The 20,245-nt window shown below is 69.5% G+C and carries 21 protein-coding genes; 7 read left to right on the top strand and 14 right to left on the bottom strand.

What is annotated here, in order from left to right:
* Positions 1-297 precede the first annotated feature (297 nt).
* The 7 genes from ACODTB_RS23770 to ACODTB_RS23740 all read right to left on the bottom strand — a co-directional run bounded on the left by ACODTB_RS23770 (position 298) and on the right by ACODTB_RS23740 (position 7,446).
* Positions 298-1,203, bottom strand: coding sequence for an AAA family ATPase (locus ACODTB_RS23770; RefSeq protein ID WP_488929815.1), 906 nt, complete (start codon positions 1,201-1,203; stop codon positions 298-300).
* Entirely contained in the window at positions 1,200-1,991 is a 792-nt protein-coding gene (locus ACODTB_RS23765; protein WP_291117779.1) for an FAD binding domain-containing protein, read from the bottom strand. Before ACODTB_RS23765 ends, ACODTB_RS23770 begins: the two co-directional genes overlap by 4 nt.
* Positions 1,992-2,008: 17 nt before the next feature.
* The gene (locus tag ACODTB_RS23760; protein WP_291117776.1) at positions 2,009-4,390 is read right to left on the bottom strand and encodes a xanthine dehydrogenase family protein molybdopterin-binding subunit; all 2,382 of its coding nucleotides are present in this window, start codon (positions 4,388-4,390) and stop codon (positions 2,009-2,011) included.
* Between the two features lie 108 nt (positions 4,391-4,498).
* Positions 4,499-4,963 (bottom strand): (2Fe-2S)-binding protein, encoded by a 465-nt coding sequence (locus ACODTB_RS23755; RefSeq protein ID WP_291117773.1) that lies wholly within the window; start codon positions 4,961-4,963, stop codon positions 4,499-4,501.
* A gap of 125 nt (positions 4,964-5,088) precedes the next feature.
* Positions 5,089-6,159, bottom strand: coding sequence for a flavodoxin family protein (locus ACODTB_RS23750; protein WP_291117770.1), 1,071 nt, complete (start codon positions 6,157-6,159; stop codon positions 5,089-5,091).
* Positions 6,160-6,237: 78 nt separating this feature from the next.
* The gene (locus ACODTB_RS23745) at positions 6,238-6,714 is read right to left on the bottom strand and encodes a DUF1579 domain-containing protein (protein WP_291117767.1); all 477 of its coding nucleotides are present in this window, start codon (positions 6,712-6,714) and stop codon (positions 6,238-6,240) included.
* A 12-nt stretch (positions 6,715-6,726) separates the two neighbouring features.
* Complete coding sequence (locus tag ACODTB_RS23740; protein ID WP_291117764.1) at positions 6,727-7,446, bottom strand: NIPSNAP family protein; 720 nt, start codon at positions 7,444-7,446, stop codon at positions 6,727-6,729.
* Positions 7,447-7,525: 79 nt separating this feature from the next.
* Here ACODTB_RS23740 and ACODTB_RS23735 point away from each other — a divergent pair, with 79 nt between their 5' ends.
* Positions 7,526-8,494 (top strand): helix-turn-helix transcriptional regulator, encoded by a 969-nt coding sequence (locus ACODTB_RS23735; RefSeq protein ID WP_291117761.1) that lies wholly within the window; start codon positions 7,526-7,528, stop codon positions 8,492-8,494.
* Here ACODTB_RS23735 and ACODTB_RS23730 read toward each other — a convergent pair.
* From ACODTB_RS23730 to ACODTB_RS23720, 3 genes are read right to left on the bottom strand one after another with little or no spacing between them, the layout of a single operon-like run.
* Complete coding sequence (locus ACODTB_RS23730) at positions 8,485-9,693, bottom strand: CaiB/BaiF CoA transferase family protein (RefSeq protein WP_291117758.1); 1,209 nt, start codon at positions 9,691-9,693, stop codon at positions 8,485-8,487. The genes ACODTB_RS23735 and ACODTB_RS23730 overlap by 10 nt on opposite strands.
* Positions 9,694-9,698: 5 nt before the next feature.
* The gene (locus ACODTB_RS23725; protein ID WP_291117755.1) at positions 9,699-10,511 is read right to left on the bottom strand and encodes an enoyl-CoA hydratase/isomerase family protein; all 813 of its coding nucleotides are present in this window, start codon (positions 10,509-10,511) and stop codon (positions 9,699-9,701) included.
* Between the two features lie 34 nt (positions 10,512-10,545).
* Entirely contained in the window at positions 10,546-11,532 is a 987-nt protein-coding gene (locus ACODTB_RS23720; RefSeq protein WP_291117752.1) for a Bug family tripartite tricarboxylate transporter substrate binding protein, read from the bottom strand.
* A gap of 56 nt (positions 11,533-11,588) precedes the next feature.
* Between ACODTB_RS23720 and ACODTB_RS23715 the strand changes: the two genes are divergently transcribed.
* A complete protein-coding gene (locus tag ACODTB_RS23715; RefSeq protein WP_291117749.1) occupies positions 11,589-12,275 on the top strand; it encodes a GntR family transcriptional regulator in 687 nt (228 codons plus the stop codon).
* A 4-nt stretch (positions 12,276-12,279) separates the two neighbouring features.
* On the opposite strand, the gene ACODTB_RS23710 is transcribed toward ACODTB_RS23715, so the two are convergent.
* A complete protein-coding gene (locus ACODTB_RS23710; RefSeq protein WP_291117746.1) occupies positions 12,280-12,759 on the bottom strand; it encodes a VOC family protein in 480 nt (159 codons plus the stop codon).
* Between the two features lie 190 nt (positions 12,760-12,949).
* On the opposite strand from ACODTB_RS23710, the gene ACODTB_RS23705 reads away from it, so the two are divergent.
* On the top strand, positions 12,950-13,513 hold the full coding sequence (locus tag ACODTB_RS23705) for a hypothetical protein (RefSeq protein ID WP_488929814.1): 564 nt from the start codon (positions 12,950-12,952) through the stop codon (positions 13,511-13,513).
* A gap of 146 nt (positions 13,514-13,659) precedes the next feature.
* Entirely contained in the window at positions 13,660-13,842 is a 183-nt protein-coding gene (locus tag ACODTB_RS23700) for a hypothetical protein (protein ID WP_291117740.1), read from the top strand.
* 109 nt (positions 13,843-13,951) lie between these two features.
* On the opposite strand, the gene ACODTB_RS23695 is transcribed toward ACODTB_RS23700, so the two are convergent.
* Positions 13,952-15,139, bottom strand: a complete 1,188-nt coding sequence (locus tag ACODTB_RS23695) for a multidrug effflux MFS transporter (RefSeq protein ID WP_291117737.1) — start codon at positions 15,137-15,139, stop codon at positions 13,952-13,954.
* Between the two features lie 249 nt (positions 15,140-15,388).
* Here ACODTB_RS23695 and ACODTB_RS23690 point away from each other — a divergent pair, with 249 nt between their 5' ends.
* The 3 genes from ACODTB_RS23690 to ACODTB_RS23680 are packed head-to-tail and all read left to right on the top strand — an operon-like array spanning position 15,389 to position 18,836.
* The gene (locus tag ACODTB_RS23690; RefSeq protein WP_488929813.1) at positions 15,389-15,859 is read left to right on the top strand and encodes a (2Fe-2S)-binding protein; all 471 of its coding nucleotides are present in this window, start codon (positions 15,389-15,391) and stop codon (positions 15,857-15,859) included.
* Entirely contained in the window at positions 15,856-17,922 is a 2,067-nt protein-coding gene (locus ACODTB_RS23685) for a xanthine dehydrogenase family protein molybdopterin-binding subunit (RefSeq protein ID WP_291117731.1), read from the top strand. Before ACODTB_RS23690 ends, ACODTB_RS23685 begins: the two co-directional genes overlap by 4 nt.
* The gene (locus ACODTB_RS23680) at positions 17,919-18,836 is read left to right on the top strand and encodes a helix-turn-helix transcriptional regulator (RefSeq protein WP_291117728.1); all 918 of its coding nucleotides are present in this window, start codon (positions 17,919-17,921) and stop codon (positions 18,834-18,836) included. The genes ACODTB_RS23685 and ACODTB_RS23680 overlap by 4 nt, the downstream gene beginning before the upstream one ends.
* Here ACODTB_RS23680 and crcB read toward each other — a convergent pair.
* Together crcB and ACODTB_RS23670 are read right to left on the bottom strand one after the other, a co-directional pair.
* Entirely contained in the window at positions 18,823-19,206 is a 384-nt protein-coding gene (crcB, locus tag ACODTB_RS23675) for a fluoride efflux transporter CrcB (RefSeq protein WP_291117725.1), read from the bottom strand. The two genes, ACODTB_RS23680 and crcB, sit on opposite strands and share 14 nt — an antisense overlap.
* A 26-nt stretch (positions 19,207-19,232) precedes the next feature.
* Positions 19,233-20,225 (bottom strand): recombination-associated protein RdgC, encoded by a 993-nt coding sequence (locus tag ACODTB_RS23670; protein WP_291117722.1) that lies wholly within the window; start codon positions 20,223-20,225, stop codon positions 19,233-19,235.
* Positions 20,226-20,245 lie beyond the last annotated feature (20 nt).

The raw sequence follows: 20,245 nt of genomic DNA, 5'->3' as shown, positions 1-20,245 counted from the left end.
CTGTGGCAACCGCGAATGGGCGCCTGCGCCCGCGAACCCCACCATCCGTCGAGAGTGACATGCGGGCGCGCAAAGGGTTTTCATTTTTGTGGCGTGCCTGGGTGCGGCTGGGGTCGATGGGGTGGGGGTCCGGGCGCAGGCGCCCATTCGCGGTTGCCACAGAGCGTGCGTCCAGACCACGGTGTTGACGCAGTGGTTTCCCGTGTGCCCGGGCAGACGCCCGCGAGCAGCGCCGGAGAACGGGCCCCCGCCCCAGCGGCCCGGAGCCAATGCAAGCAAGCAAGGTGTCCACAGAAATCACACAGGCTCAGGCGCCAACAACTGGTCGAGCATGGGCAACAAAGCCGCCACGTCTTCACGCTGCTTGAAAAGGATGCCGGCGGTGTCCTGAATCACCTCAGGGTCCAGAGTCAGCGTATCCAACGCCACCAGGGCCTTGGCCCACTCCACACTCTCCGCGATCCCTGGGCTGCGCTGGAAGGCGTTGGCAAACGGCTGGTTGCGCAGGCGCGAGACGAAGCGCGTGACTTGCTCGGTGAGCGCCGCACTGGCTTCGGGCACCTGGCTTTTCACGATGGCGAGTTCGCGTTCGCGCTCCGGGTAGTCCAGCCACTGGTACAGGCAACGCCGCTTCACCGCGTCGTTGAGGTCGCGCGTGCGGTTGCTCGTCAGGATGGTCAGCGGCGCGGCCACGGCCTGGATGGTGCCCAGCTCGGGGATGCTCACCTGGTACTCGCCCAGGTACTCCAGCAGAAAGGCTTCGAACGGCTCGTCGGCCCGGTCCACTTCGTCGATCAGCAGCACCGCGCCAGGCTCCGGCGTCTGCAGGGCCTGCAGCAACGGGCGGCGGATGAGGTAACGCGCCTGGTAGACCTCGCGCTCGATTTCGTCGGGCGTGGCCGTGGCCTGCGCGGCGCGCATGTGCAGCAGCTGCGCCGTGTGGTTCCATTCGTAGAGAGCCTCGCGCTGCTCCATGCCGTCGTAGCACTGCAGGCGCACCAGCGGCCGGCCCAGCACTTTGGCGAGCGCCTTGGCCAGCTCGGTCTTGCCCACGCCCGGCTCGCCTTCGAGCAGCAGCGGGCGTTGCAGGCGCATGGCCAGAAACACGGCGGTGGCCAGCCGCCGGGGAGCGTGGTAGCCCACGCCCTGCAGGGCGTGGCTGAGGCCGTCGATGCTGCCGGTGTCGTCGGGCACCCGGCTCATCCGTTGGCGTGACGCACCGCCACCTGCGTCTGCACCGTCACCAGGTGCGCCCGGTAGGCCGCGCTGGCGTGCAGGTCGCCGCTGATGTCGCTGGCGTCGATCTTCACGTCCTTCACCGCGTCGGGCGTGAAGCTCTTCGCCAAGGCCGCCTCCAGCCCGGCATGGCGGAACACGCCGTTGCCGGTGCCGGTGACCGCCACGCGCGGGCCCGAGGGCGTGAGCGCCACGAACACGCCCACCAGCGCGAAGCGCGAGGCCGGCTGGCGGAACTTGGCGTACGCCGCCTTGGTGGGGATGGGGAAACGGATCGCGGTGATGATCTCGCCCGGCTCCAGCGCCGTGGTGTACAGGCCCTGGAAGAAGTCGTCGGCCGCGATCTGGCGCCGGTCGGTCACCACGGTGGCGCCCAGGCCCAGCACGGCGCTGGGGTAGCAGGCGGCCGGGTCGTTGTTGGCCACCGAGCCACCCATGGTGCCGCGCGCGCGCACCTGGCGGTCGCCAATGCCTTCGGCCAGCGCGGCCAACCCGGGGATGTGCTTGCGCACGTCGGCGTTGTCGGCCACGTCCTGGTGGCAGGTCATGGCGCCGATGACCAGGGTCTGGCCTTCGACCTTGACGCCGCGCAGCTCGGCCACGCCGCCCAGGTCCACCAGTTGCTCGGGGCGCAGCAGGCGCTGTTTCATGGATGCGATCAGGGTCTGACCGCCGGCCAGGGGTTGCGCGCCGGCGCCGCTGAAGCGCTTGGCATCGGCCAGGGTCTTGGGTTGTTCGAGTGTGAATGCGTACATGGTGTGGGTCCTCCGGTTCAGGCCTTGGCCGATTGGATGGCGGTCCAGACGCGGCTGGGGCTCGCGGGCATGTCCAGGTCCTTCACGCCCAGCGGCGCGAGCGCGTCCAGCACGGCGTTGATCACCGCCGGCGGCGAGCCGATGGCACCGGCCTCGCCGCAGCCCTTGGTGCCCAGCGGGTTGGTGGTGCAGGGCGTGACCACGTGGCCGAGCCGGAAGTCCGGCACGTCGTCGGCGCGGGGCATGGCGTAGTCCATGAACGAACCGGTGACCAGCTGGCCGGTCTCGCGGTCGTACACGCAGTGCTCCAGCAGCGCCTGGCCGATGCCTTGCACCAGGCCGCCATGCACCTGGCCTTCCACGATCATCGGGTTGATGATGGTGCCGAAGTCGTCCACCGCGGTGAAGCGGTCGATGCGCACCACGCCGGTGTTGGGGTCCACCTCCACCTCGCAGATGTGCGTGCCGGCCGGGAAGGTGAAGTTGGTCGGGTCGTAGAACGCGGTCTCGTTCAGGCCCGGCTCCAGCTTGTCCAGCGGGTAGTTGTGCGGCACGTAGGCGGTGAGCGCGACCTGGCCGAAGGTGACTTTCTTGTCGGTGCCTTTCACGGTGAACTCGCCGTTGGCGAAGTCCACGTCGGCGTCGCCGGTTTCCATGAGGTGGGCCGCGATCTTCTTGGCCTTGGCCTCGATCTTGTCCAGCGCCCGCATGATGGCCGCGCCGCCCACCGAGATGGAGCGCGAGCCGTACGTGCCCATGCCGAAGGGCACGCGGCCGGTGTCGCCGTGCACGATGTCCACTTGCGACGGGTCCAGCCCCAGGCGCGAGGCCACGACCTGCGCGAAGGTGGTTTCGTGGCCCTGGCCGTGGCTGTGCGAGCCGGTGAACACGGTCACGCTGCCGGTGGGGTGCACGCGCACTTCGCCGCACTCGAACAGGCCGGCGCGCGCACCGAGCGCGCCCGCCACGTTCGACGGCGCCAGGCCGCAGGCTTCGATGTAGCTGCTGTAGCCCACGCCGCGCAGCAGGCCCTTGGCCTTGGAGGCGGCCTTGCGCTGTTCGAAGCTGGCCATTTCGGCGAGTTCGTTGGCCTGGGCCATGCAGGCGGGGAAGTCGCCGGTGTCGTACTGCAGCGCCACCGGGGTCTGGTAGGGGAACTCGGTGATGAAGTTGCGGCGGCGGATCTCGTCCTGCGACAGGCCGGTCTCCCACGCGCAGCGGCTCACGATGCGCTCGAGCAGGTAGGTCGCCTCGGGCCGGCCGGCGCCGCGGTAGGCGTCCACCGGCGAGGTGTTGGTGAACCAGGCGTCCACCTCCACGTAGACCTGCGGCGTCTTGTACTGGCCCGCGAGCAGCGTGGCGTACAGGATGGTGGGCACGGCGGTGGAGAAGGTGGAGAGGTAGGCGCCGAGGTTGGCGTCGGTGTGCACGCGGAAGGCGAGGAAGTGGCCGTCCTTGTCCAGCGCCATTTCGGCGTGCGTCACGTGGTCGCGGCCGTGGGCGTCGCTCAGGAAGGCCTCGGAGCGGTCGCAGGTCCACTTGATCGCGCAGTTGAGCTTCTTCGAGGCCCAGGTCAGGCACACGTCTTCGGCGTACAGGAAGATCTTGGCGCCGAAGCCGCCGCCCACGTCGGGCGCGATCACGCGCACCTTGTGCTCGGGCAGGCCGAGCACGAAGGCCGTCATCAGCAGGCGCTCCACGTGCGGGTTCTGGTTGGCCACGTAGAGCGTGTAGTCGTCGCCCGCGCGGTTGTAGCTGGCGATGGCCGCGCGCGGCTCCATCGGGTTGGGCGCGAGGCGGTTGTTGACCAGATCGATCTTGGTCACGTGCGCGGCGCCGTTGAACGCCGCGTCCACCTGGCCCTTGTCGCCGATGGCCCACTTGTAGCAGTGGTTGTCGGCGGCGGCCTCGTGCAGCGCCGGCGCGCCGGGCTTCATGGCGTCGCGCACGTCCACCACGGCGGCCAGCGGCTCGTAGTCCACGTCCACCAGTTCGGCGGCGTTCTTCGCGTTCTCCAGCGTGTCGGCCACCACCATGGCGACGTGGTCGCCCACGTAGCGCACCTTGTCGAAGGCCAGGATGGGGTGGGGCGGCTCCTTCATGGGCTGGCCGGCGGTGTCGGTGATGAGCCAGCCGCAGGGCAGGCCCGCGATCTTGTCGCCCGCGACGTCGTTGCCGTCGAGGATGCCGATCACGCCCGGCGCCTTGAGCGCGGCGGCCTTGTCGATCTTGCGGATGTTGGCGTGCGCGTGCGGCGAGCGCACGAACACCGCGTGGTGCATGTTGGGCAGCACGATGTCGTCGGTGTACTGGCCGGCGCCGGTGAGGAAGCGGTAGTCCTCCTTGCGCTTGAGCGATTCACCGATGTGGGGGAGTTTGGAGAAGTCGGAAGCACCCATGTCAATGGCTCCAGTGAGGTTTCGATCGAGGGGCGCCGCGGAACTGGCTTTGCCAGGCCGCTGGCGCCGCCCCCTTGAGGGGGTCGCGCGAAGCGCGGCGGGGGGGTGTCACTTCATGGCGGCAGCGCCTTGCTGCACGGCCTTGACGATGTTCTGGTAACCGGTGCAGCGGCACAGGTTGCCCTCGAGCAGTTCGCGGATCTCGGCACCGGTGGCGCCGGGGTTCGACTTGCACAGGCTCACCGAGCTCATCACCATGCCCGGGGTGCAGAAGCCGCACTGCAGGCCGTGGCATTCCTTGAACGCCGCCTGCATCGGGTGCATGGTGCCGTCGGCCGACGCCAGGCCTTCGATGGTGGTCACCTCGCAGCCGGCGGCCTGGGGCAGCAGCATGTTGCAGGACTTGACCGCGCGCCCGTCGAGCAAGACCGTGCAGGCGCCGCACTGGGCGGTGTCGCAACCCACGTGGGTGCCGGTGAGCTTGAGGTGTTCGCGGATCGCCTGGACCAAGAGCGTGTGGGGCGGCGCGTCGATGGTCACGGCCTTGCCGTTGACCCTGAGTTGAACCTGCATGCTTGTCTCCTTGTTGTGGTGATGGGGCACCAACAAGTTGAGCACGCTGCCCGGGCGGTGATTTGCGGGTTAACCCTCAAATCTCCCGACCGGCGGCAATCATTCTCAAATTGAGACGCGGTGTCTCATTTGGGCCGGGGGCGCGTGGTGCGCGGCTGCACCGCCTGCAGCCGGCCGGCGCGCAGCGCCACCACCGCCTGGGCCACGGCCAGCGCGGCCTGGCGGGTTTCTTCCTGCACGCCGGTGTCCTTGTCCAGGGCGTCGTGGCTGTTGAAGTAGGGTTCGTAGTAGCCGATGAAGCGGTCCAGCCGGGCCGGCGCACCGGCGTCGATCAGGCCCATCCAGTCCAGCCAGTCGCACAGCGAGCGGCGCGTGCCCTCGATGCCGGCCACGTCGCCGTGCACCACCACGCCGTAGGCCCGGCCCGCCAGGTGCTGCGGGTAGTCCCAGCCCGCCATTTCCAGTGCCTTGGCTTTCTCGGGCTTCTTGCCGCCGGTGGAGGTCGGGTCGGGGTTGCCGCCGTCGGCACAGACCAGGCGGTCCATCATCAGCTTGAGCGGGCTGGGGCTCTGGTACCAGTAGACGGGGGTGACGATGAGCACCGCGTGCGCGGCGGCCCAGCGCTCGTAGATCTCGGCCATCCAGTCGTGCGTCTGGTTCAGCGCGTGGTTGGGGTAGCAGCTGCAGGGCCAGTGGCACAGCGGCATGGCGGTGGACACGCAGCCCTTGCAGGGGTGGATGTGCAGCGCGTAGCTGGAGGTGAGCAGGCTCAGGTCGAGCAGGTCGACCTCCATCTGTTCCTGTTCCAGCGCCTGCTGCGCGATCTGCGTGAGGCGGAAGGTCTTGGACATTTCGCCCGGGCAGGTGCCGTCGTTGCGCGCGGCGCCGCAGACCAGCAGCACGCGCGAGGGCGTGCTCTTTTTCGCCCATCGGGTCTGGGCGGCTTCGATGCGCTGCTTGTTGGCCGCCCATTCGGACGACAGGTCGTAGCCCGGATCGGCATACCCCGGGCCGGCCTTTTGCGTGAGGGGCGCCTTGCGGCCTTCCTGGTAGGCCTCCCAGGCGATGGCTTCCAGGCGTTCGATGCTGGCGTCCTCGGTGCGGTAGGCGGGGTCCACGAAGAACTGGCGAAAGCGCTCGCTGAACTGCGCGCGCTGGAGCGGGGCGGGCGCCTGTCCTTTTCGGATCGGGGTCATGGTGGGTTGCCGGTGGGGTGGGGCCGCCCAATATGAAAGCGGCCCTGCCGCGCGTCTGTTCGCCACCGCACCCTGGCTTCAGGCCGGGGCCCGGTGGAAGCGCATCGTCCAGTTGGCTTCCCAGTGGCGGCCGGCGTCGGCCGAGAACGCCTGCTCCCACAGCGGCGAGGCGGTCTGCGTGTCGGTCCAGCGAAAGCGCACGCGGATCGGGCGGCCGTCCAGCACGTCTTCGGAGAAGAAGGTGCCCACGCCGCGGTCGAAGTGGCCCACCACCGGCACGTCCAGCTGGTGGGGCTGGCGGCCGTCCAGCCACCAGATGGACCAGCGGCCGGTGTGTGGGTTGTGGCTGCGCAGCGTGGCCGCGCGGTAGCTGCCGCCGGGCAGGTGCAGCAGGTTGTCGTCCACATTGCCCTGGCCGCCGAGCACGGGCCAGGCGGTGCAGGTGCCGTCGAAGCGCTCCCAGTCGGTGCAGCCGTTCAGGCGCTCGCGCAGGCGGTGGTGTTCCACGCGCCAGTGGCCGTGCAGGAAGTCGAAGTCGTGTTCGCTGGTGTTCATGGGGATGCTCCTTCAGGCGTGCAACGCGGAACGGGCGGTGGGGGTGAGGCGGTGGCTCTCGGTGGGACCGGCCAGCCAGGGGGTGAGCATGGGCTGTGCGTCGCGTGCCCAGGCGCCGCCGCGCGCGAAGGCGTCGAAGGCGGCGGGGCTCTGAAACAGCGCGAGGCCCACCAGCACCGGCTCGCCCTCGCGCACCGGCAGGCGCGGGAAGTTGTTGGGGCTGGCCTCCGTCACGTACCAGCCGATGCGCCGCGCGCCGCCCTGGCGCAGCACCGGCGAGAGCACCTCGCGGCACAGCGCGAGCAGGTCGCTGCCGGCGGGCGCGCGCAGCGGGAACACGGCCGCGTCCAGCAGGCCGGGTGGTGTGTCGGTGGTACCGGGCTTGGCGCGCCGGGGGGCTTCGCCGTCGATGCCCGCACCGGGCCAGGCCGGGCGCAGCAGGAACACGTCGTCCGAATCGATCATGGTGGCGTTCGCCGCGTCGCGGTGCGCCTGCCAGACCGGGCCGCCGTAGAACGCGGCCAGGCCCCGGGCGCGGCGCGCCATGTCGGCGAAGCCGCGCAGCCAGACGAACCGGTTGGCGTCGTCCAGGTCGCGGAACTGGCCGATCACCCGCAGCCCTTGGGCTTCCTGGGTTTCGACGAACTCGCGGTCGAACAGCTCGATGAGCGCCTCGCGCCGGCCCGGGTGCAGGGTGTAGCGGCGCAGCTCGACGATGGGGGATTCGGTCATGAAGATGGCTCCTTGAAAGACGGTGCGGCGATGATCCGCCCCATAACCTGACACGGTGTGTCATGTTTAAATCTGTCGCATGCAAGCCAGCCGACTGCTCTCCATCCTCATGCTGCTGCAGGCGCGCGGCCGCCTCACGGCCGGTGCGCTGGCGCAGGCGCTGGAAGTGTCCGAGCGCACCGTGCTGCGCGACATCGACCAGCTCTCGGCTGCTGGTGTGCCGCTGTGGGGCGAGCGTGGACGCCAGGGCGGCTTTCAGCTGCGCGAGGGCTGGAGCACCCAGCTCACCGGCATGACCGAGCCCGAGGCCCGGGCGCTGCTGCTCGCCGGCCTGCCCGGGCCGGCCACCGAACTGGGCCTGGGCGCGGCCGCGGCCTCGGCGCGGCTGAAGATGGTGGCCAGCCTGCCGGGCGAGTGGCGCGAGCAGGCCGATCGTGTGGGCCAGCGCCTGCACATCGACCCGGTGGACTGGTACCGCGCGCAGGACGCGCCGAACTTCCTGCGCGAGGTGGCCGACGCCGTCTGGCGCGCGCGCCGCATCGAGGTGCGTTACGAAAGCTGGCGCGGCAAGGCCTGGCGGACGCTGGAGCCGCTGGGCCTGGTGCTCAAGGCGGGCGCGTGGTATCTGGTGGCGCGCGCGGTGGATGCGGCCCCCACGAAAGGCGATGGCGCGCGCACGTACCGGCTGGCGAGCCTGCTGGAGCTCAAACCGGGTACGGCCTTTCGCCGGCCCAAGACCTTCGACCTTGCGCGCACCTGGCAGGCGTCGGCCGCGCGCTTCGAATCGGAGCTGCGTTCGATCGAGGTGCGGGCACGCGCGACGCCGCGCTGCCTGAAGTGGCTGGCGAACGCGCGCGTGCCGTTCAGCGACCCGGTGGGCGACGAGGTGACGATCCGCGTCGAATCGGTGGAGCAGGGCGCGCGGCAACTGCTCGCCTTCGGCGACGAGATCGAGGTGCTCTCACCGCCTGCGTTGCGCGAGCGCCTGGCGCAGCAGGCGGCGGCGGTGCTGGCGAGCTACCAGGCCCCGGGTCGCGCTCAGTGCTGAAAGACCGCGCCCGAGGTCATCAGCGCATCGATTTCCCCAGGCTCGAAGTCCAGCTCGCGCAACACCGACACCGTGTGCTGCCCCACGTAGGGGGCGGCGGAGGTGGCGTGCGGGGACGCGCCGTTGAAATGGATCGGCAAGCCCAGCGAAGGCGTCTTTCCGCCATCGGCGTGGTCGACGTCCACCACCATGGAGGTGGCGCGCACCTGCGGATGTTCCAGCGCCTGCCCCACGTTGTTGACCGGGCCCACCGGCACGCCGGCCAGGTCAAAGCGCTGCACCCAGGCCGGCGCGTCGTCGCTGGACAGGGCTTGCGTGATCAGCGCTTCCAGTTCCGCGCGGTGCGCCACCCGGCTGCGGCCGTTCTTGAACCGGGGTTCCTGCAGCCATTCGGGGTGCCCGAGGATCTGCGCGATGCGCTCCCAGTTGGCCTGGTTTCCGCCACCCAGGGCGATGGCCCCCGTGCGGCAGCGAAAGGTCTGGTAGGGCGCGATCAAGGGATGGGCCGTCCCCATGGGCTTGGCGATGGTGGCGTCGTTGAAGTAGGCCGCTGCGAACCAGTACATCTGCTGCATGGACGCCTGCAGCAGCGAGGTTTCCACCTTGCACCCCTTGCCGGTCTTCAGCCGCTCGATGTACGCCGCGAGAATGCCGACGGCCGCCAGAATGCCGGCGTTGATGTCGGCCACCGAGTTGGCGGGCTTGACCATCTGCCCGTCCGGCGTGCCAGTGGCGCTGATCAGGCCTGAAAAGGCCTGCAGCACCAGGTCGAAGCCGCCTTGGTCGCTCAGCGGTCCATTGGGGCCGTAGCCGCTGATGGAGCAGTAGATCAGCTCGGGATGGATGCGCCGCAGGTCGTCGTAGCCCAGGCCCAGGGCGTCGAGCTTGCCGCGGCGGAAGTTCTCGGTCATGACGTCGCACTGCGCGACCAGGCGGCGGATCACCTCCTGACCCTGTGGCAGGCGGATGTCCACGGCGACGGAGCGCTTGCCCCGATTGAGCATCAGGAAGCTGGGCGCCAGGCCGGGGTCGCCCGGCCGTGCATACCCTCGGGAATCGTCCCCGGCGGGGAATTTCTCGACCTTGATGACGTCGGCGCCCATGTCCGCCAGCATGAGCCCGCACACCGGGCCGGCCATGATCTGGGACAGTTCGAGAACGCGCATGCCCTTCAGGGGGCCTTGGGCTTTGGGGGTCATGTCGGTCAGGCGCCCTTGAACACGGGGGGGCGGTTTTCAGCGAAGGCCGCCAAGGCTTCCCGGAGATCGCTTGTGCCCAGGCTGTGCAGAAAGGCCTGGGTGGCGGTCGCCTCGTCGTACTCCTGCCGGCCGGTCTCGTTGAGCACCTTCTTCATGGACACCAGCGGAATGGGGGCCATGGCCAGCAGATCGCCGATCCAGCGCTGCAGCTCAGCGTCCAGTTCTTCGGGTGCCACCAAGGCGTCGAGGTAGCCGATCCGCAGCATCTCGGCGGCGTCGATCGTTCTTGAGGTGAGGAACAGCTTCTTCGCGCCGCCCAGCCCCAGCCGGGTGACCCAGCGGCGGATGCCCCGGCCGTAGTAGTGCAACCCGAGGCGGGCCGCCGGCATGAACATGCGGATGCCTTGAGCGCCGAGGCGGAAATCGCACGACAGGGCGAGGTCTGTGGACCCGCCATAGACCGGCGCATGCAGCCGGGCGATGGTGACCGCCCGCGCATTTTCGATGTCGTCGCAGAGTTGTTCGAACGGGTTCTCGCCGGCCTTTCCATTGGCGTTTGCGGCCGTGCCCAGCCGCGTCAGATCGAAGCCCGAGCTGAAGCTCTTGCCCTCGCTCTGGAACACGATGACGCGCACCGCGGGCATGCCGTTGAGATCGCTCAGGTAGCGGGAAATCACGCCCACGTCATCGGGTTCGATGCGGTTGTGCGTGGCGGGCCGGCGCAGGCGGATGGTGGCGACCGCGCCATCCACGTTCAACTCGGGCGGTTGAGGGGTGAGCGCGGTGGCGGTGGGGGCGGATTCAAGGTGGATGGACATGAGGGGGCTTTCAGACGGGGGAGGGGAATGCGGTTCACTCGAACTTCAATTGCTGCACACGCACCACGCGAGCCCATTTTTCGAAGTCTCTCTTCACCAGCAGCGAGGCCGCGTTGGGCGTGCTTGCCGATATGTCGTTGCCGAAACCGACGAGCTTGTCCTTTACGGTGGGTGTGTTCAGGGTTTCATTCAGCGCCGCGTTCAAGCGCTCGATCACCGGTTGCGGCGTGCCCTTGGGCAAGGCCATCACAAACCAGCCCTGGGCGTCATAGCCTGGGACGCCCTGTTGAGACACGGGTCTGACCCCTGGGAACGACGGCACTTCGCGATCCGAGGTCACGGCGATGGCGCGCGCCCTGCCGCTCTGCACGATCGGGATGGCGGGCGCGATGGTCGCGAACGACACCTCCACCTGGCCGCCCATCAGGTCGTTGAGGGCGGGGGCCGCACCCCGATAAGGCACATGGGTCATGAAGGTGCCGGTTTCGGCCTTCAGCAGTTCCGCGGACATCTGGTGGATGCTCCCCAGTCCTGAGGTGGAGAAGCTCAACGAGCCGGGCTTCTTGCGGACCAGCTGAATCAACTCCGGCAGCGTGCGCACGGGCAGCATGGGGTTCACCAGGATGACCAAGGGCGATTGCGCGACCACGCCCACGTAGGCAAAGCCGGTCACGGGGTCGTAAGGCACCTTGCGCGTGGTCGGGATGATGGTCAGTGGGGCGCTGTCGATGAGGCCCACCGTGTAGCCATCGGGTGCCGCGTTCGCGACGGCCTCGGCCCCGATGGAGCCCGCCGCACCGGGGCGGTAGTCCACGACCATGGGTTGCCCCAGGATTTTTTCCATGACCCCGGCGATTTCGCGCGCGGTGGCGTCCGCCGCGCCGCCCGGGGTGTAACCCAGGATCAGTTTGATGGGTTTGGTCGGCACCCACTGAGGGCCTGTGGCGGACACGGCATGGCCAGGCAAGGCCAAGCCGGCCGCCAGGGTGGCGGCAGCGACCGCTTGTTTTAGAATATTCACTGAGCGTCTCCTAATATATTTACGATCGACTTCAGTATATTTAAATGAGCACAACCATGCAAGTGGCCGAGCCCACGAAAGGCGCGCGCACGTTCGCCGAGCAAGTGCGCCTGGCGATCCTTGAAGACTTGGCGTCGGGCGCACTCCGCCCCGGGGAACCTCTGGACGAAAAGCTGCTGTGCGAGCGGTTCGGTGTGTCCCGCACACCAGTGCGCGAAGCGTTCCTGCAGTTGGTGGCGCAGGGTTTCGCGGTCAACGAAGCCCGAAGCAGCGTCACCATCCCGAAGCTGTCGCTGCAGCGCTTGCGCGACATCCTGGAGCTGATCGCCGAGCTGGAGGCGACCGCCGCCAGGCTGGCCGCCAGAAGGGCGACCGCCGCAGAGCGGCAAGCCATCCTGGCGTCACTGGAGCAGGGACGCCGCATTGCGGCCGATGGCACCGCGCGCACGTACGAGGCCGCGAACGACGGGTTCCATCGCGCCATCTGGGCCGCATCCCACAACGAACTGCTGGAAGAGCAGGTTCGCCAGATGCGCACCAAAACCGCGGGCTACACCCGCAATCGCTTTGATTCGCCAGGGCGCATGCAACGGTCCGTGGAAGAGCACCAGGCGGTCGCGCTCGCCATTGCAAATGGCGATGAGGCCGCCGCGTGGCAGGCCATGTCCGAGCACATCGCGATCGGTGGACGGGACTTCGCCGAATTCGTCAGCGGCATCCCCGCGAGCCTCCTGAGCGTGTGAGGCCTCAGCCCCGCCGCGCCTTGTCGATGGCGGCCACGTCGATCTTCTTCATGGTCATCATGGCGTCGAAGGCGCGCTTGGCCGCCGCGCGGTCGGGGCCGGTGAAGGCCTCGGTGAGCGTGCGCGGCGTGATCTGCCACGAGAGGCCCCAGCGGTCCTTGCACCAGCCGCACTCGCTCTCCTGACCGCCGTTGCCCACGATCGCGTTCCACAGACGGTCGGTTTCCTCCTGGTCGTCGGTGGCGATCTGGAAGGAAAAGGCCTCATCGTGCTGGAACACCGGGCCGCCGTTGAGCCCGATGCAGGGAATGCCCGCCACAGTGAACTCCACCGTGAGCACGTCGCCCTCCTTGCCGGCAGGGTAGTCGCCCGGCGCGCGGTGCACCGCGCCGACCGCGCTGTCGGGGAAGGTCTTGGCGTAGAAGGTCGCGGCGTCCAGAGCGTCGCGGTCGAACCAGAGGCAGATCGTGTTCTTGGGGATCATTCCGGGTCTCCTTGGGCGTTGAACAAGAGGGCGCACACCTTACCGCTTCTCAGGGCCTGCGTTAAGGGAGGGATGGGCGCCCCGGCAAAGCCGGTGCCTGCGCCCTGGGGTAAGTACGCATGCGCGCACCGCCGGCAGGGCGTAACAGCGCGGTTACATTTTGGGCTTCAACGCCACTTGAAGGAGCTCGATGTTTCAGCGAACCGCGATCCTTGTCGCCTGCCTGGCCGGTACGGGTTGTGCCTCCGTGATGAACGAGAACACCCATCCGATGACCATCGAAACCAAGACCGCCAGCGGCCAACTCGTGGCGGGTGCCGATTGCAAGTGGACCAACGACCGTGGCAGTGCCTCGGTCAAGTCGGGCGTGAGCACGCTCGTGCGCCGGTCGAACGACGACATGAACATCGAGTGCAACCACCCCGAGCACAAGGCTGCCACTGCCAAGGCCATTTCGCGGGCCAATGCCGGCATGTTCGGCAACATCCTCATCGGTGGCGGCATTGGCGCGGTCATCGACCACAACCAGGGCACGGCTTACACCTACCCCACCTGGGTGCAGCTGGTGTACGGCAAAGCGCTTCTGTTCGATCGGCGCGACCAGAAGGAAGACCTGCCGACGCCGGGCTCCGACACCGGCGTGGTGCCTGTGGCCAGCGCCGAGATCGCGGCGCCAACGGCACCACGGCCCCCGCAGGAGCGCACGCGCGTCACCATGGACGACCTGGGCGGCCTGCTGCCGCCCCTGCCCTGAACCCACCGGCCAGCCGCCCGATGGCGGCGGCCCAGGGGGCAGACTGGCCGCAATTTCCTTGGTTCCCGGTGGTTGGTTTGTGGGCTACCCAACAGACGGCCAGAAGGCGCAGGCGAATACTTCGAACTCGAGATCCGGAGACCCGCATGCAATCACCGCAATACCACTTCAACCTGCCCCGCAAGGGCAACCACGCCGGTCATCAAGCACGCCAGGGTCAACCCCTGCGGCCACCGGGCCCATCGCGCATGGCGCTGGAACAGCCCGACGACACGCCACACGACCAGCGCGCTTCCCACAGGCAGTCGGGCCCTCGGCAGATGGCCTGAAGAGCGGCGCAGCGGCACCGAGGCCAACCAGCGCAAGTTGCGCGGGCCTGAAGTGGACGGAGATCACCCGGCCGTCACAGGCCAGGGCATTCATCGAGCGGCATACGGCCTAAACCTTGCGCTCGCGTTCGGTGTGCACGATGAACAGGGCCACGAGCAGCGACAGCAGCGAGCTGGCCCACATCACCGCCAGCACAGCCACGTGAGCGTTCGATGCGTTGACCACCAGGCCGGCAAGAAAAGCGACGATGCCGGCACCGATCACCGTCACCGCAGCAGCCAGGCCCGAGGCCGTGCCCGCCAGGTGCGGGCGCAGGGACAGGATGCGCGCATTGGCCGCCGGCATGGTCAGGCCGTTGCCCAGGCCCACGAACACACACGGGCCGAAGAAGGCGAGCGGGTGCGTGAGGCCCGAGGCCAGCAGCACCAGGCCCACCAGCAGACCCACGGCCGTGAGCAGGCGGCCAATCAGGATCAACCGGGTCGGCGCGTGCCTGGAGCTGGTGTGCCCCACGATGTAGCTGCCCAGCATGAAGCCCGCAGGCACCATGCCCATGTAGGCGCCCAGCGCCGTGCTCGACAAGCCGCCCAGCTGCGCCGCCACCAGGGGCGCGCCGCCGAGGAAGGCGTACAGCGTGCCGATGCCGAAGGCCATGCACAGGGCATAGGCCCAGAACGGTGGCGACCGGCCCAGCTCGCCATAACCCTTGAGCTGCAGGGCGAAGGAGGCGGTGCGGTGGTGGTTGGTCTCCTTCAGGTGGAAGGCCACCAGCCACAGGCCCGCGAGTCCGAGCACGGCGAAGGCGACGAAGTTGGCGCGCCAGCCGAAGGCGCTGTCGAGCAGGCCGCCCACGGTGGGCCCGATCATGGGCGCCACGGCCCAGGCCGAGGAGACATAACCGATGCGGCTGGCGGCGCCGCCTTCGTCCGAGGTGTCGCGAATGGCCGCGAGGGACACGGCGTAGCCGGCGATGACGGTGGCCTGGAACATGCGGCACACCAGGAAGGTGGCGATGTCGGTGGCCAGGCTGCAGCCGATGGAAGCGAGGGTGTAGATCGCCAGCGCGGCCAGCGCCACGGGCTTGCGGCCGAAGCGGTCGGACATGGCGCCCGCGACCAGGTGCGCGACGGCGGTGGCGATCGCATAGCCAGCCACCGCGAGGTTGACGAGCGCGAAGTCGGCACCGAGGTCGCGCGCGATGTTCGGCAGCGAGGGCACGAACATGTTGAGCGGCAGGATCGCCAGCGCCGAGAGGGCGATGAGGACGGAGAGGCGCGGGGAGGCCGTGGTCTGCATGGGGGTTGAACGCCTGGGCTGAAAGGACAAATCGCCGGGGGCCGTGCGGTTGCGCGACCGTGATCTGCTCGTGCCGGGTTCAACAGGAGTCATGCGCCAACGGGCTGGGTGGGGCCCGCGGCGGGGATCGGGCCGGCTGTGCGCGGCCCATGGCCGCATTCTGCCCCAGCACCGCATGGCGCGAATCTTCAAGACGCGCGGCGCGGCGGCTGGGACAGTGCGGCATCACCACCCCAACGGAGCCTTGCCATGAACATCCTCGTGAACCGCCAGCGGTTCAACATCCACCCCGACTGGCAGGACGAGACCCTGCTCGCCGTGCTGCGCGAACACCTGGGCCTGGTCGGCACCAGGTTCGGCTGCGGCATGGGCCAGTGCGGCGCCTGCACGGTGCTGCTCGATGGCCAGGCGCAGCGCAGCTGTCTGCTGCCGGTGAGCGCGGTGCAGAACCAAGCCGTGGAGACCATCGAGGGGCTGGCGGGCCGGGACGGTGGCCTGCACCCGGTGCAGCAGGCCTGGCTGGACGAGCGCGTGCCGCAGTGCGGTTATTGCCAGGCGGGCCAGATCATGGCCGCCGTGGCCCTGCTGCGGCAGGACCCGGCCCCGAGCCCGGCGCGCGTGGACGAAGCGCTGGCGGGCAACCTGTGCCGCTGTGGCACGCAGCAGCGCATCCGCGCCGGTGTGCAGCGCGCGGTGGTGCTGCAGCGGGGCCGCCCGTGAAGCGGCGCGCCTTCCTCCAGGCCGGCGGCGCGCTGAGCGTGGCCTTTCTCGCCGGCTGCGCCTTGCCGGTGATTCCGAAGCGGCCCGTGGCGGGCTACGAGGACGCGCTGGGCTGGGTGCGCCACCGCGAGGGCCGCTACGAGCTGCTGCTGCCGCGCGTGGAGATGGGCCAGAACATCGGCACCGCGCTCAAGCAGGTGGCGTGCGAGGAGCTGGGCATCGGCTGGGACCAGCTCACGCTGCGCCTGCCGCACACCGGCGAGATGGCGCGCGTGCGCGCCACGGTGGGCAGCGAATCGGTGAAGGACTTCGCCCTGCCGCTGGCCCAGGCCTGTGCCACGCTGCGCGAGGCGCTGGCGGCGGGCCATACCCAGGGTGAGCGCATGGCCGAGCCACGGCCCATGGACCAGCTGCGCGCGTTCCAGCCCGGGGGCCGCCACGTCGGCCGCGCCGTGCCGATCGAACAGGGCCATGCCATCGTGACGGGCGCGCCGGTCTATGTGGCGGACGTGCGCCTGCCGGGCCTGCTGTTCGGCCGCGTGCTGCGCGCGCCGGTGTCTCCCGAGCGCGCCTCCACGCTGGGCGCGATGAACGAGGCCGCCGCGCGCGCGGTGAAGGGCTTCGTGGCCCTGGTGCGCGACGAGCGCCTGCGGCAGGCGTCGAGCGAGGGCGTCGGCATCGTCGCGCGCACGCCGGGGGCGCTGGACCGCATCGAGGCGGCGCTGGAGGCGCGCTGGCTTTCGCAGGGCAGCTTCGGGCAGGCCGAGATTGACCACCTGGTGGACGTGGACCGCCACCTCGCCGACGGGGGATTCAAGTACCGGGTGCACGAGGACGCCATCGACGCGCAGGGTGAGTGGGATGTGGACCTGCGCATCGACATTCCGCTGGCGGCGCACGCGCCGATCCAGCCGCGCGCGGCGGTGGCCGCCTTCGATGCCGAGGGCGGGCTGGACCTCTGGGTGGGCTCGCAGGACGTGTACTACCAGCGCGACGTGGTCTGCAAAAGCCTGGGGCTGGACGAAGACCGCGTGCGCGTGCATGGCAGCCGGGTGGGCGGGGCCTTCGGGGGCAAGACGATCTGCACGGTGGAGCTGGAGGCCGCGGTGCTCGCGCAGGCGGTGCGGCAGCCGGTGAAGCTGCAATGGACGCGCGCGCAGGAGTTCCGCCAGGGCTTTCACCGCCCGCCCTCGAGCCACCGCATCCGCGTGCGCCTGCGCGACGGCCAGCTGGACCAGTGGTGGCATGCGTTCGGCAGCAGCCACATCCTGTTCACCAACGCGGGCCTGCCGGCCTGGATGCAGCGCCTGACCGACTTCGTGACCGATGCGGGTGTGGCGCGCGGGGCGCAATTGCCCTACCGCTGCGCGCGCAAGCGAGCCGAGTTCGCGCTGAACCGCCTGCCGGTGTTCACCGGGCCCTGGCGCGGCCTGGGCGCGGGGCCCAATGGGTTGGCGATGGAGTCGGCCATCGACGAATGCGCGCGTCATGCGGGCGTGGACCCGTTGGCGTTTCGCCTGCGTCACGCGGAAGATCCTCGGCTGGCGCGCGTGCTGCGCGCGGTGCAGGCGCGGGCTGGTGCGTTGCCGCCCGACGTGCCGGGCCTGCGCCGCGGGCGCGGCGTGGCCTGCGGCATCTACAAGCAGCTGAGCTACGTGGGCGTGGTTGCCGAGGTGGCGGTGGACGCGCGCGGCCAGCTGCGCGTGGCGAGGCTGGTCTGCGCGCACGACTGCGGCACGGTGATCAACCCCGACCAGGTGCGTGCGCAGTGCGAGGGCAACCTGGTGTGGGGCCTGGGCATGGCGCTGAGCGACCGGCTGGCGGCGGTCGATTCGCGCATCGGCCCCGGCAGTTTTGCCGAAGCACCGATACCATCGCTGGACCAGATTCCGCCGCTGGAGGTGGTGCTGGTGGAGGCGGGTGGCGCGCCCGGCGGGGCGGGCGAGACCGCCATCGTGGCCACGGCGGCGGCGATCGCCAATGCGGTGCGCGAGGCCACCGGCGTGCGCATCCAGCGGTTTCCGATCGACACCGGCCTGTTGGCCCAGACGACGACACCATGAACGACTTTGCTTCCGAAGCCATGCTGCGCCTGGTGCGCGCCGGCCTGCAGCGGCAAGGCCTGGCGGCCGATGGCCCGCCGGCCGTGCGCAGCGCGCACGTGCCGCTGGCAGACAAGCGCGCCTGGCTGGACCGCCTGTGGCAGGCCCATGGGCCGGACGTGATCGTGCGGCTGGGCGAGGCGGTGCACGGCATGGACGACGAGCCGTTGCTGCTGGCGCTCTCGCTCGCGCGCGACCCGCCCGACCTGCTGCAGCGCTGGCAGCGCCTGGAGCGCTTCGTGCATTCGCGCCACCGCGTGCGCGTGAGCCAGCCCGAGCCCGGCCTGCTGCGCCTGCGGCACGTGTCGCTGGACGCGCACCGCCCGCCCACGCCGGCCGAAGACCTGCTGGTGTTCGGCTTTCTGGTAGCGCTGTGCGAATACCTGCGCACACCGGGTGTGCAGGCCCGGCCCATCGGGCAAGCGCTGTGGAGCCGCAGCCAGCGCGCGTGGCGCTCGCCTGTCTGGCCGGACGATGTGTCGAGCTGGGAGTTGCGTTGGCAAGCCCGGCCCGAGAGTCCGCTGACCGAACCCAGACCCGCGACACCCGAGGGCTGGGTCGCCCACCTCCAGGCCCGGCTCGCCGCCGACCCGGGGCGGGGCTGGACGGTGGGCGCGCTGGCGCGGGAAGCGGCCTCGTCGCCGCGCACGCTGCAGCGCCGCCTGGCGGACCAGGGCCTGAGCTTCACGCAGTTGGTATCGAAGGCCCGGCTCGCCGGGGCGGCCCGGCTGCTGGCGGCGGACAGCATGCCCACGGCCCAGGTGGGTTATGTGTGCGGCTTCGCGGACCAGGCCCACTTCACCCGGCAGTTCAAGCAGCACACGGCGATGACGCCGGGGCTGTACCGCAGCGAGTTCGCGCCTAGGCTGGGGTGAACCAGATCGCGGCCGTGCGCATGCCCACCCAGGTGAGCAGCAGCGAGCCCATCAGGTGCAGGCCGGCCGTGCCGAGGGCGAGCGCGAGGCGGCCGTGCTGCAGCATGGCGATGACTTCGGCCGAGAAGGTGGAGAAGGTGGTCAGCGCACCGAGGAAACCGGTGATGACCGCGAGCCGCCAGACCGGGTCGATCTGCGTCTGGCTCTGGAAGAACACCACGGCCACGCCCACGATGTAGGCGCCGATCCAGTTGGCCGCCAGCGTGCCCCAGGGCAGGATGGCCGCACCCTGGTTGAGCCACAGGCTCAGGCGCCATCGGGCCAGCGCGCCCAGCACGGCACCGAGGGAGATGGCGATGACGCTGTGCATGGGGATCGCGCTTCAGCGAAAGAGGATCAGAACGGCGGGCCGTCGTCGTCCGCGTCGGCGGTGACGGCTTCGCGCGCGGCAGGTGCCGGCGCCGAAGGCTCGCTGTCGGCAGCGGCGCCGAAGGCCATCTCGCCGCCCAGGGCTTCGATGAGTTCGGGGATGAGTTTCTGCAGCTCGCCGGTGGACAGGGCCACGTCGGCGTCGAAGCCGTTCTCGCCTTCATCGGGCCGGCCGTCGAACACGCCTTCCAGGAAGTTGATCTTCTTGACCTGCAGCGATTCGGTGAGCGTGAAGCCGATGCGGCCTTCCCAGCTCATGGCCAGGCGGGTGGGCAGCTTGCCTTCGGTGATGTGCTTGCGCACCTCGTCGGTGGCGAGGTTGTGGCGCGTGAATTTCACGGCCGATTTTTCCTCGTCGCCGGACTTGAGTTCGCATTCGCGCTCCACCGCGAAGCCACCGGGCCATTCGTCGGGCGTGGTGGCCGAGAGCCATTGCGTCATGGCGGTCTGTGGCGTCACGGCGGTCTGCAGCAACGTGACGGCCAGGCCATCGAAGGCGCGCACCAGGGCGGTGACGACCTCGTCGAGCTTGCCCTGGCTGCTGGCGTCGGTGACGAGCCAGCCGTTCTTCAGGTCGATCCAGACCCACACCGTCATCTGGCGCGCGAAGGCCTGGGGCAGCAGGGCCAGCAGCGCGTCTTCGCGCAGCGCCTTGGTTTCCTTCTTGCCGGGTTTGCGGCCGGTGGTGGCCTCGATGTGGTCGGCTTCTTCCTGGGCCTTTTTCTTGACGACCGAGCCGGGCACGCCCTTGGTCTCGATCTGCAGTTTCAGGATGCGCTGGCCGGCCACCGATTCCACCAGTGGGCCGTGGGCCTCGCCGCGTGGCTCGATCCAGCCGACGGCCTTGTCCTGCGTGGCGCCGCAGGGCACGAAACGGGCCGCGTCCAGCGCAGCTTCCATGTCTTCCAGCGTCGCTTCCCAGCCGGGCGCGATGCGGTAGATCGTCACATTCTTGAACACGGGAATTTCCTCGGGAAAAA

The sequence above is a fragment of the Hydrogenophaga sp. FG152 genome, assembly GCF_057809615.1.
Note: the sequence above shows the minus strand (reverse complement) of the source record. Positions and strands in the feature narration are given on the sequence as shown.

Bases quoted from the DNA above. Each gene is read 5' to 3' on its own strand.
- ACODTB_RS23770 (WP_488929815.1), bottom strand. From the start codon at position 1,203: ATGAGCCGGGTGCCCGACGACACCGGCAGCATCGACGGCCTCAGCCAC.
- ACODTB_RS23765 (WP_291117779.1), bottom strand. From the start codon at position 1,991: ATGTACGCATTCACACTCGAACAACCCAAGACCCTGGCCGATGCCAAG.
- ACODTB_RS23760 (WP_291117776.1), bottom strand. From the start codon at position 4,390: ATGGGTGCTTCCGACTTCTCCAAACTCCCCCACATCGGTGAATCGCTC.
- ACODTB_RS23755 (WP_291117773.1), bottom strand. From the start codon at position 4,963: ATGCAGGTTCAACTCAGGGTCAACGGCAAGGCCGTGACCATCGACGCG.
- ACODTB_RS23750 (WP_291117770.1), bottom strand. From the start codon at position 6,159: ATGACCCCGATCCGAAAAGGACAGGCGCCCGCCCCGCTCCAGCGCGCG.
- ACODTB_RS23745 (WP_291117767.1), bottom strand. From the start codon at position 6,714: ATGAACACCAGCGAACACGACTTCGACTTCCTGCACGGCCACTGGCGC.
- ACODTB_RS23740 (WP_291117764.1), bottom strand. From the start codon at position 7,446: ATGACCGAATCCCCCATCGTCGAGCTGCGCCGCTACACCCTGCACCCG.
- ACODTB_RS23735 (WP_291117761.1), top strand. From the start codon at position 7,526: ATGCAAGCCAGCCGACTGCTCTCCATCCTCATGCTGCTGCAGGCGCGC.
- ACODTB_RS23730 (WP_291117758.1), bottom strand. From the start codon at position 9,693: ATGACCCCCAAAGCCCAAGGCCCCCTGAAGGGCATGCGCGTTCTCGAA.
- ACODTB_RS23725 (WP_291117755.1), bottom strand. From the start codon at position 10,511: ATGTCCATCCACCTTGAATCCGCCCCCACCGCCACCGCGCTCACCCCT.
- ACODTB_RS23715 (WP_291117749.1), top strand. From the start codon at position 11,589: ATGCAAGTGGCCGAGCCCACGAAAGGCGCGCGCACGTTCGCCGAGCAA.
- ACODTB_RS23710 (WP_291117746.1), bottom strand. From the start codon at position 12,759: ATGATCCCCAAGAACACGATCTGCCTCTGGTTCGACCGCGACGCTCTG.
- ACODTB_RS23705 (WP_488929814.1), top strand. From the start codon at position 12,950: ATGTTTCAGCGAACCGCGATCCTTGTCGCCTGCCTGGCCGGTACGGGT.
- ACODTB_RS23700 (WP_291117740.1), top strand. From the start codon at position 13,660: ATGCAATCACCGCAATACCACTTCAACCTGCCCCGCAAGGGCAACCAC.
- ACODTB_RS23695 (WP_291117737.1), bottom strand. From the start codon at position 15,139: ATGCAGACCACGGCCTCCCCGCGCCTCTCCGTCCTCATCGCCCTCTCG.
- ACODTB_RS23690 (WP_488929813.1), top strand. From the start codon at position 15,389: ATGAACATCCTCGTGAACCGCCAGCGGTTCAACATCCACCCCGACTGG.
- ACODTB_RS23680 (WP_291117728.1), top strand. From the start codon at position 17,919: ATGAACGACTTTGCTTCCGAAGCCATGCTGCGCCTGGTGCGCGCCGGC.
- crcB (WP_291117725.1), bottom strand. From the start codon at position 19,206: ATGCACAGCGTCATCGCCATCTCCCTCGGTGCCGTGCTGGGCGCGCTG.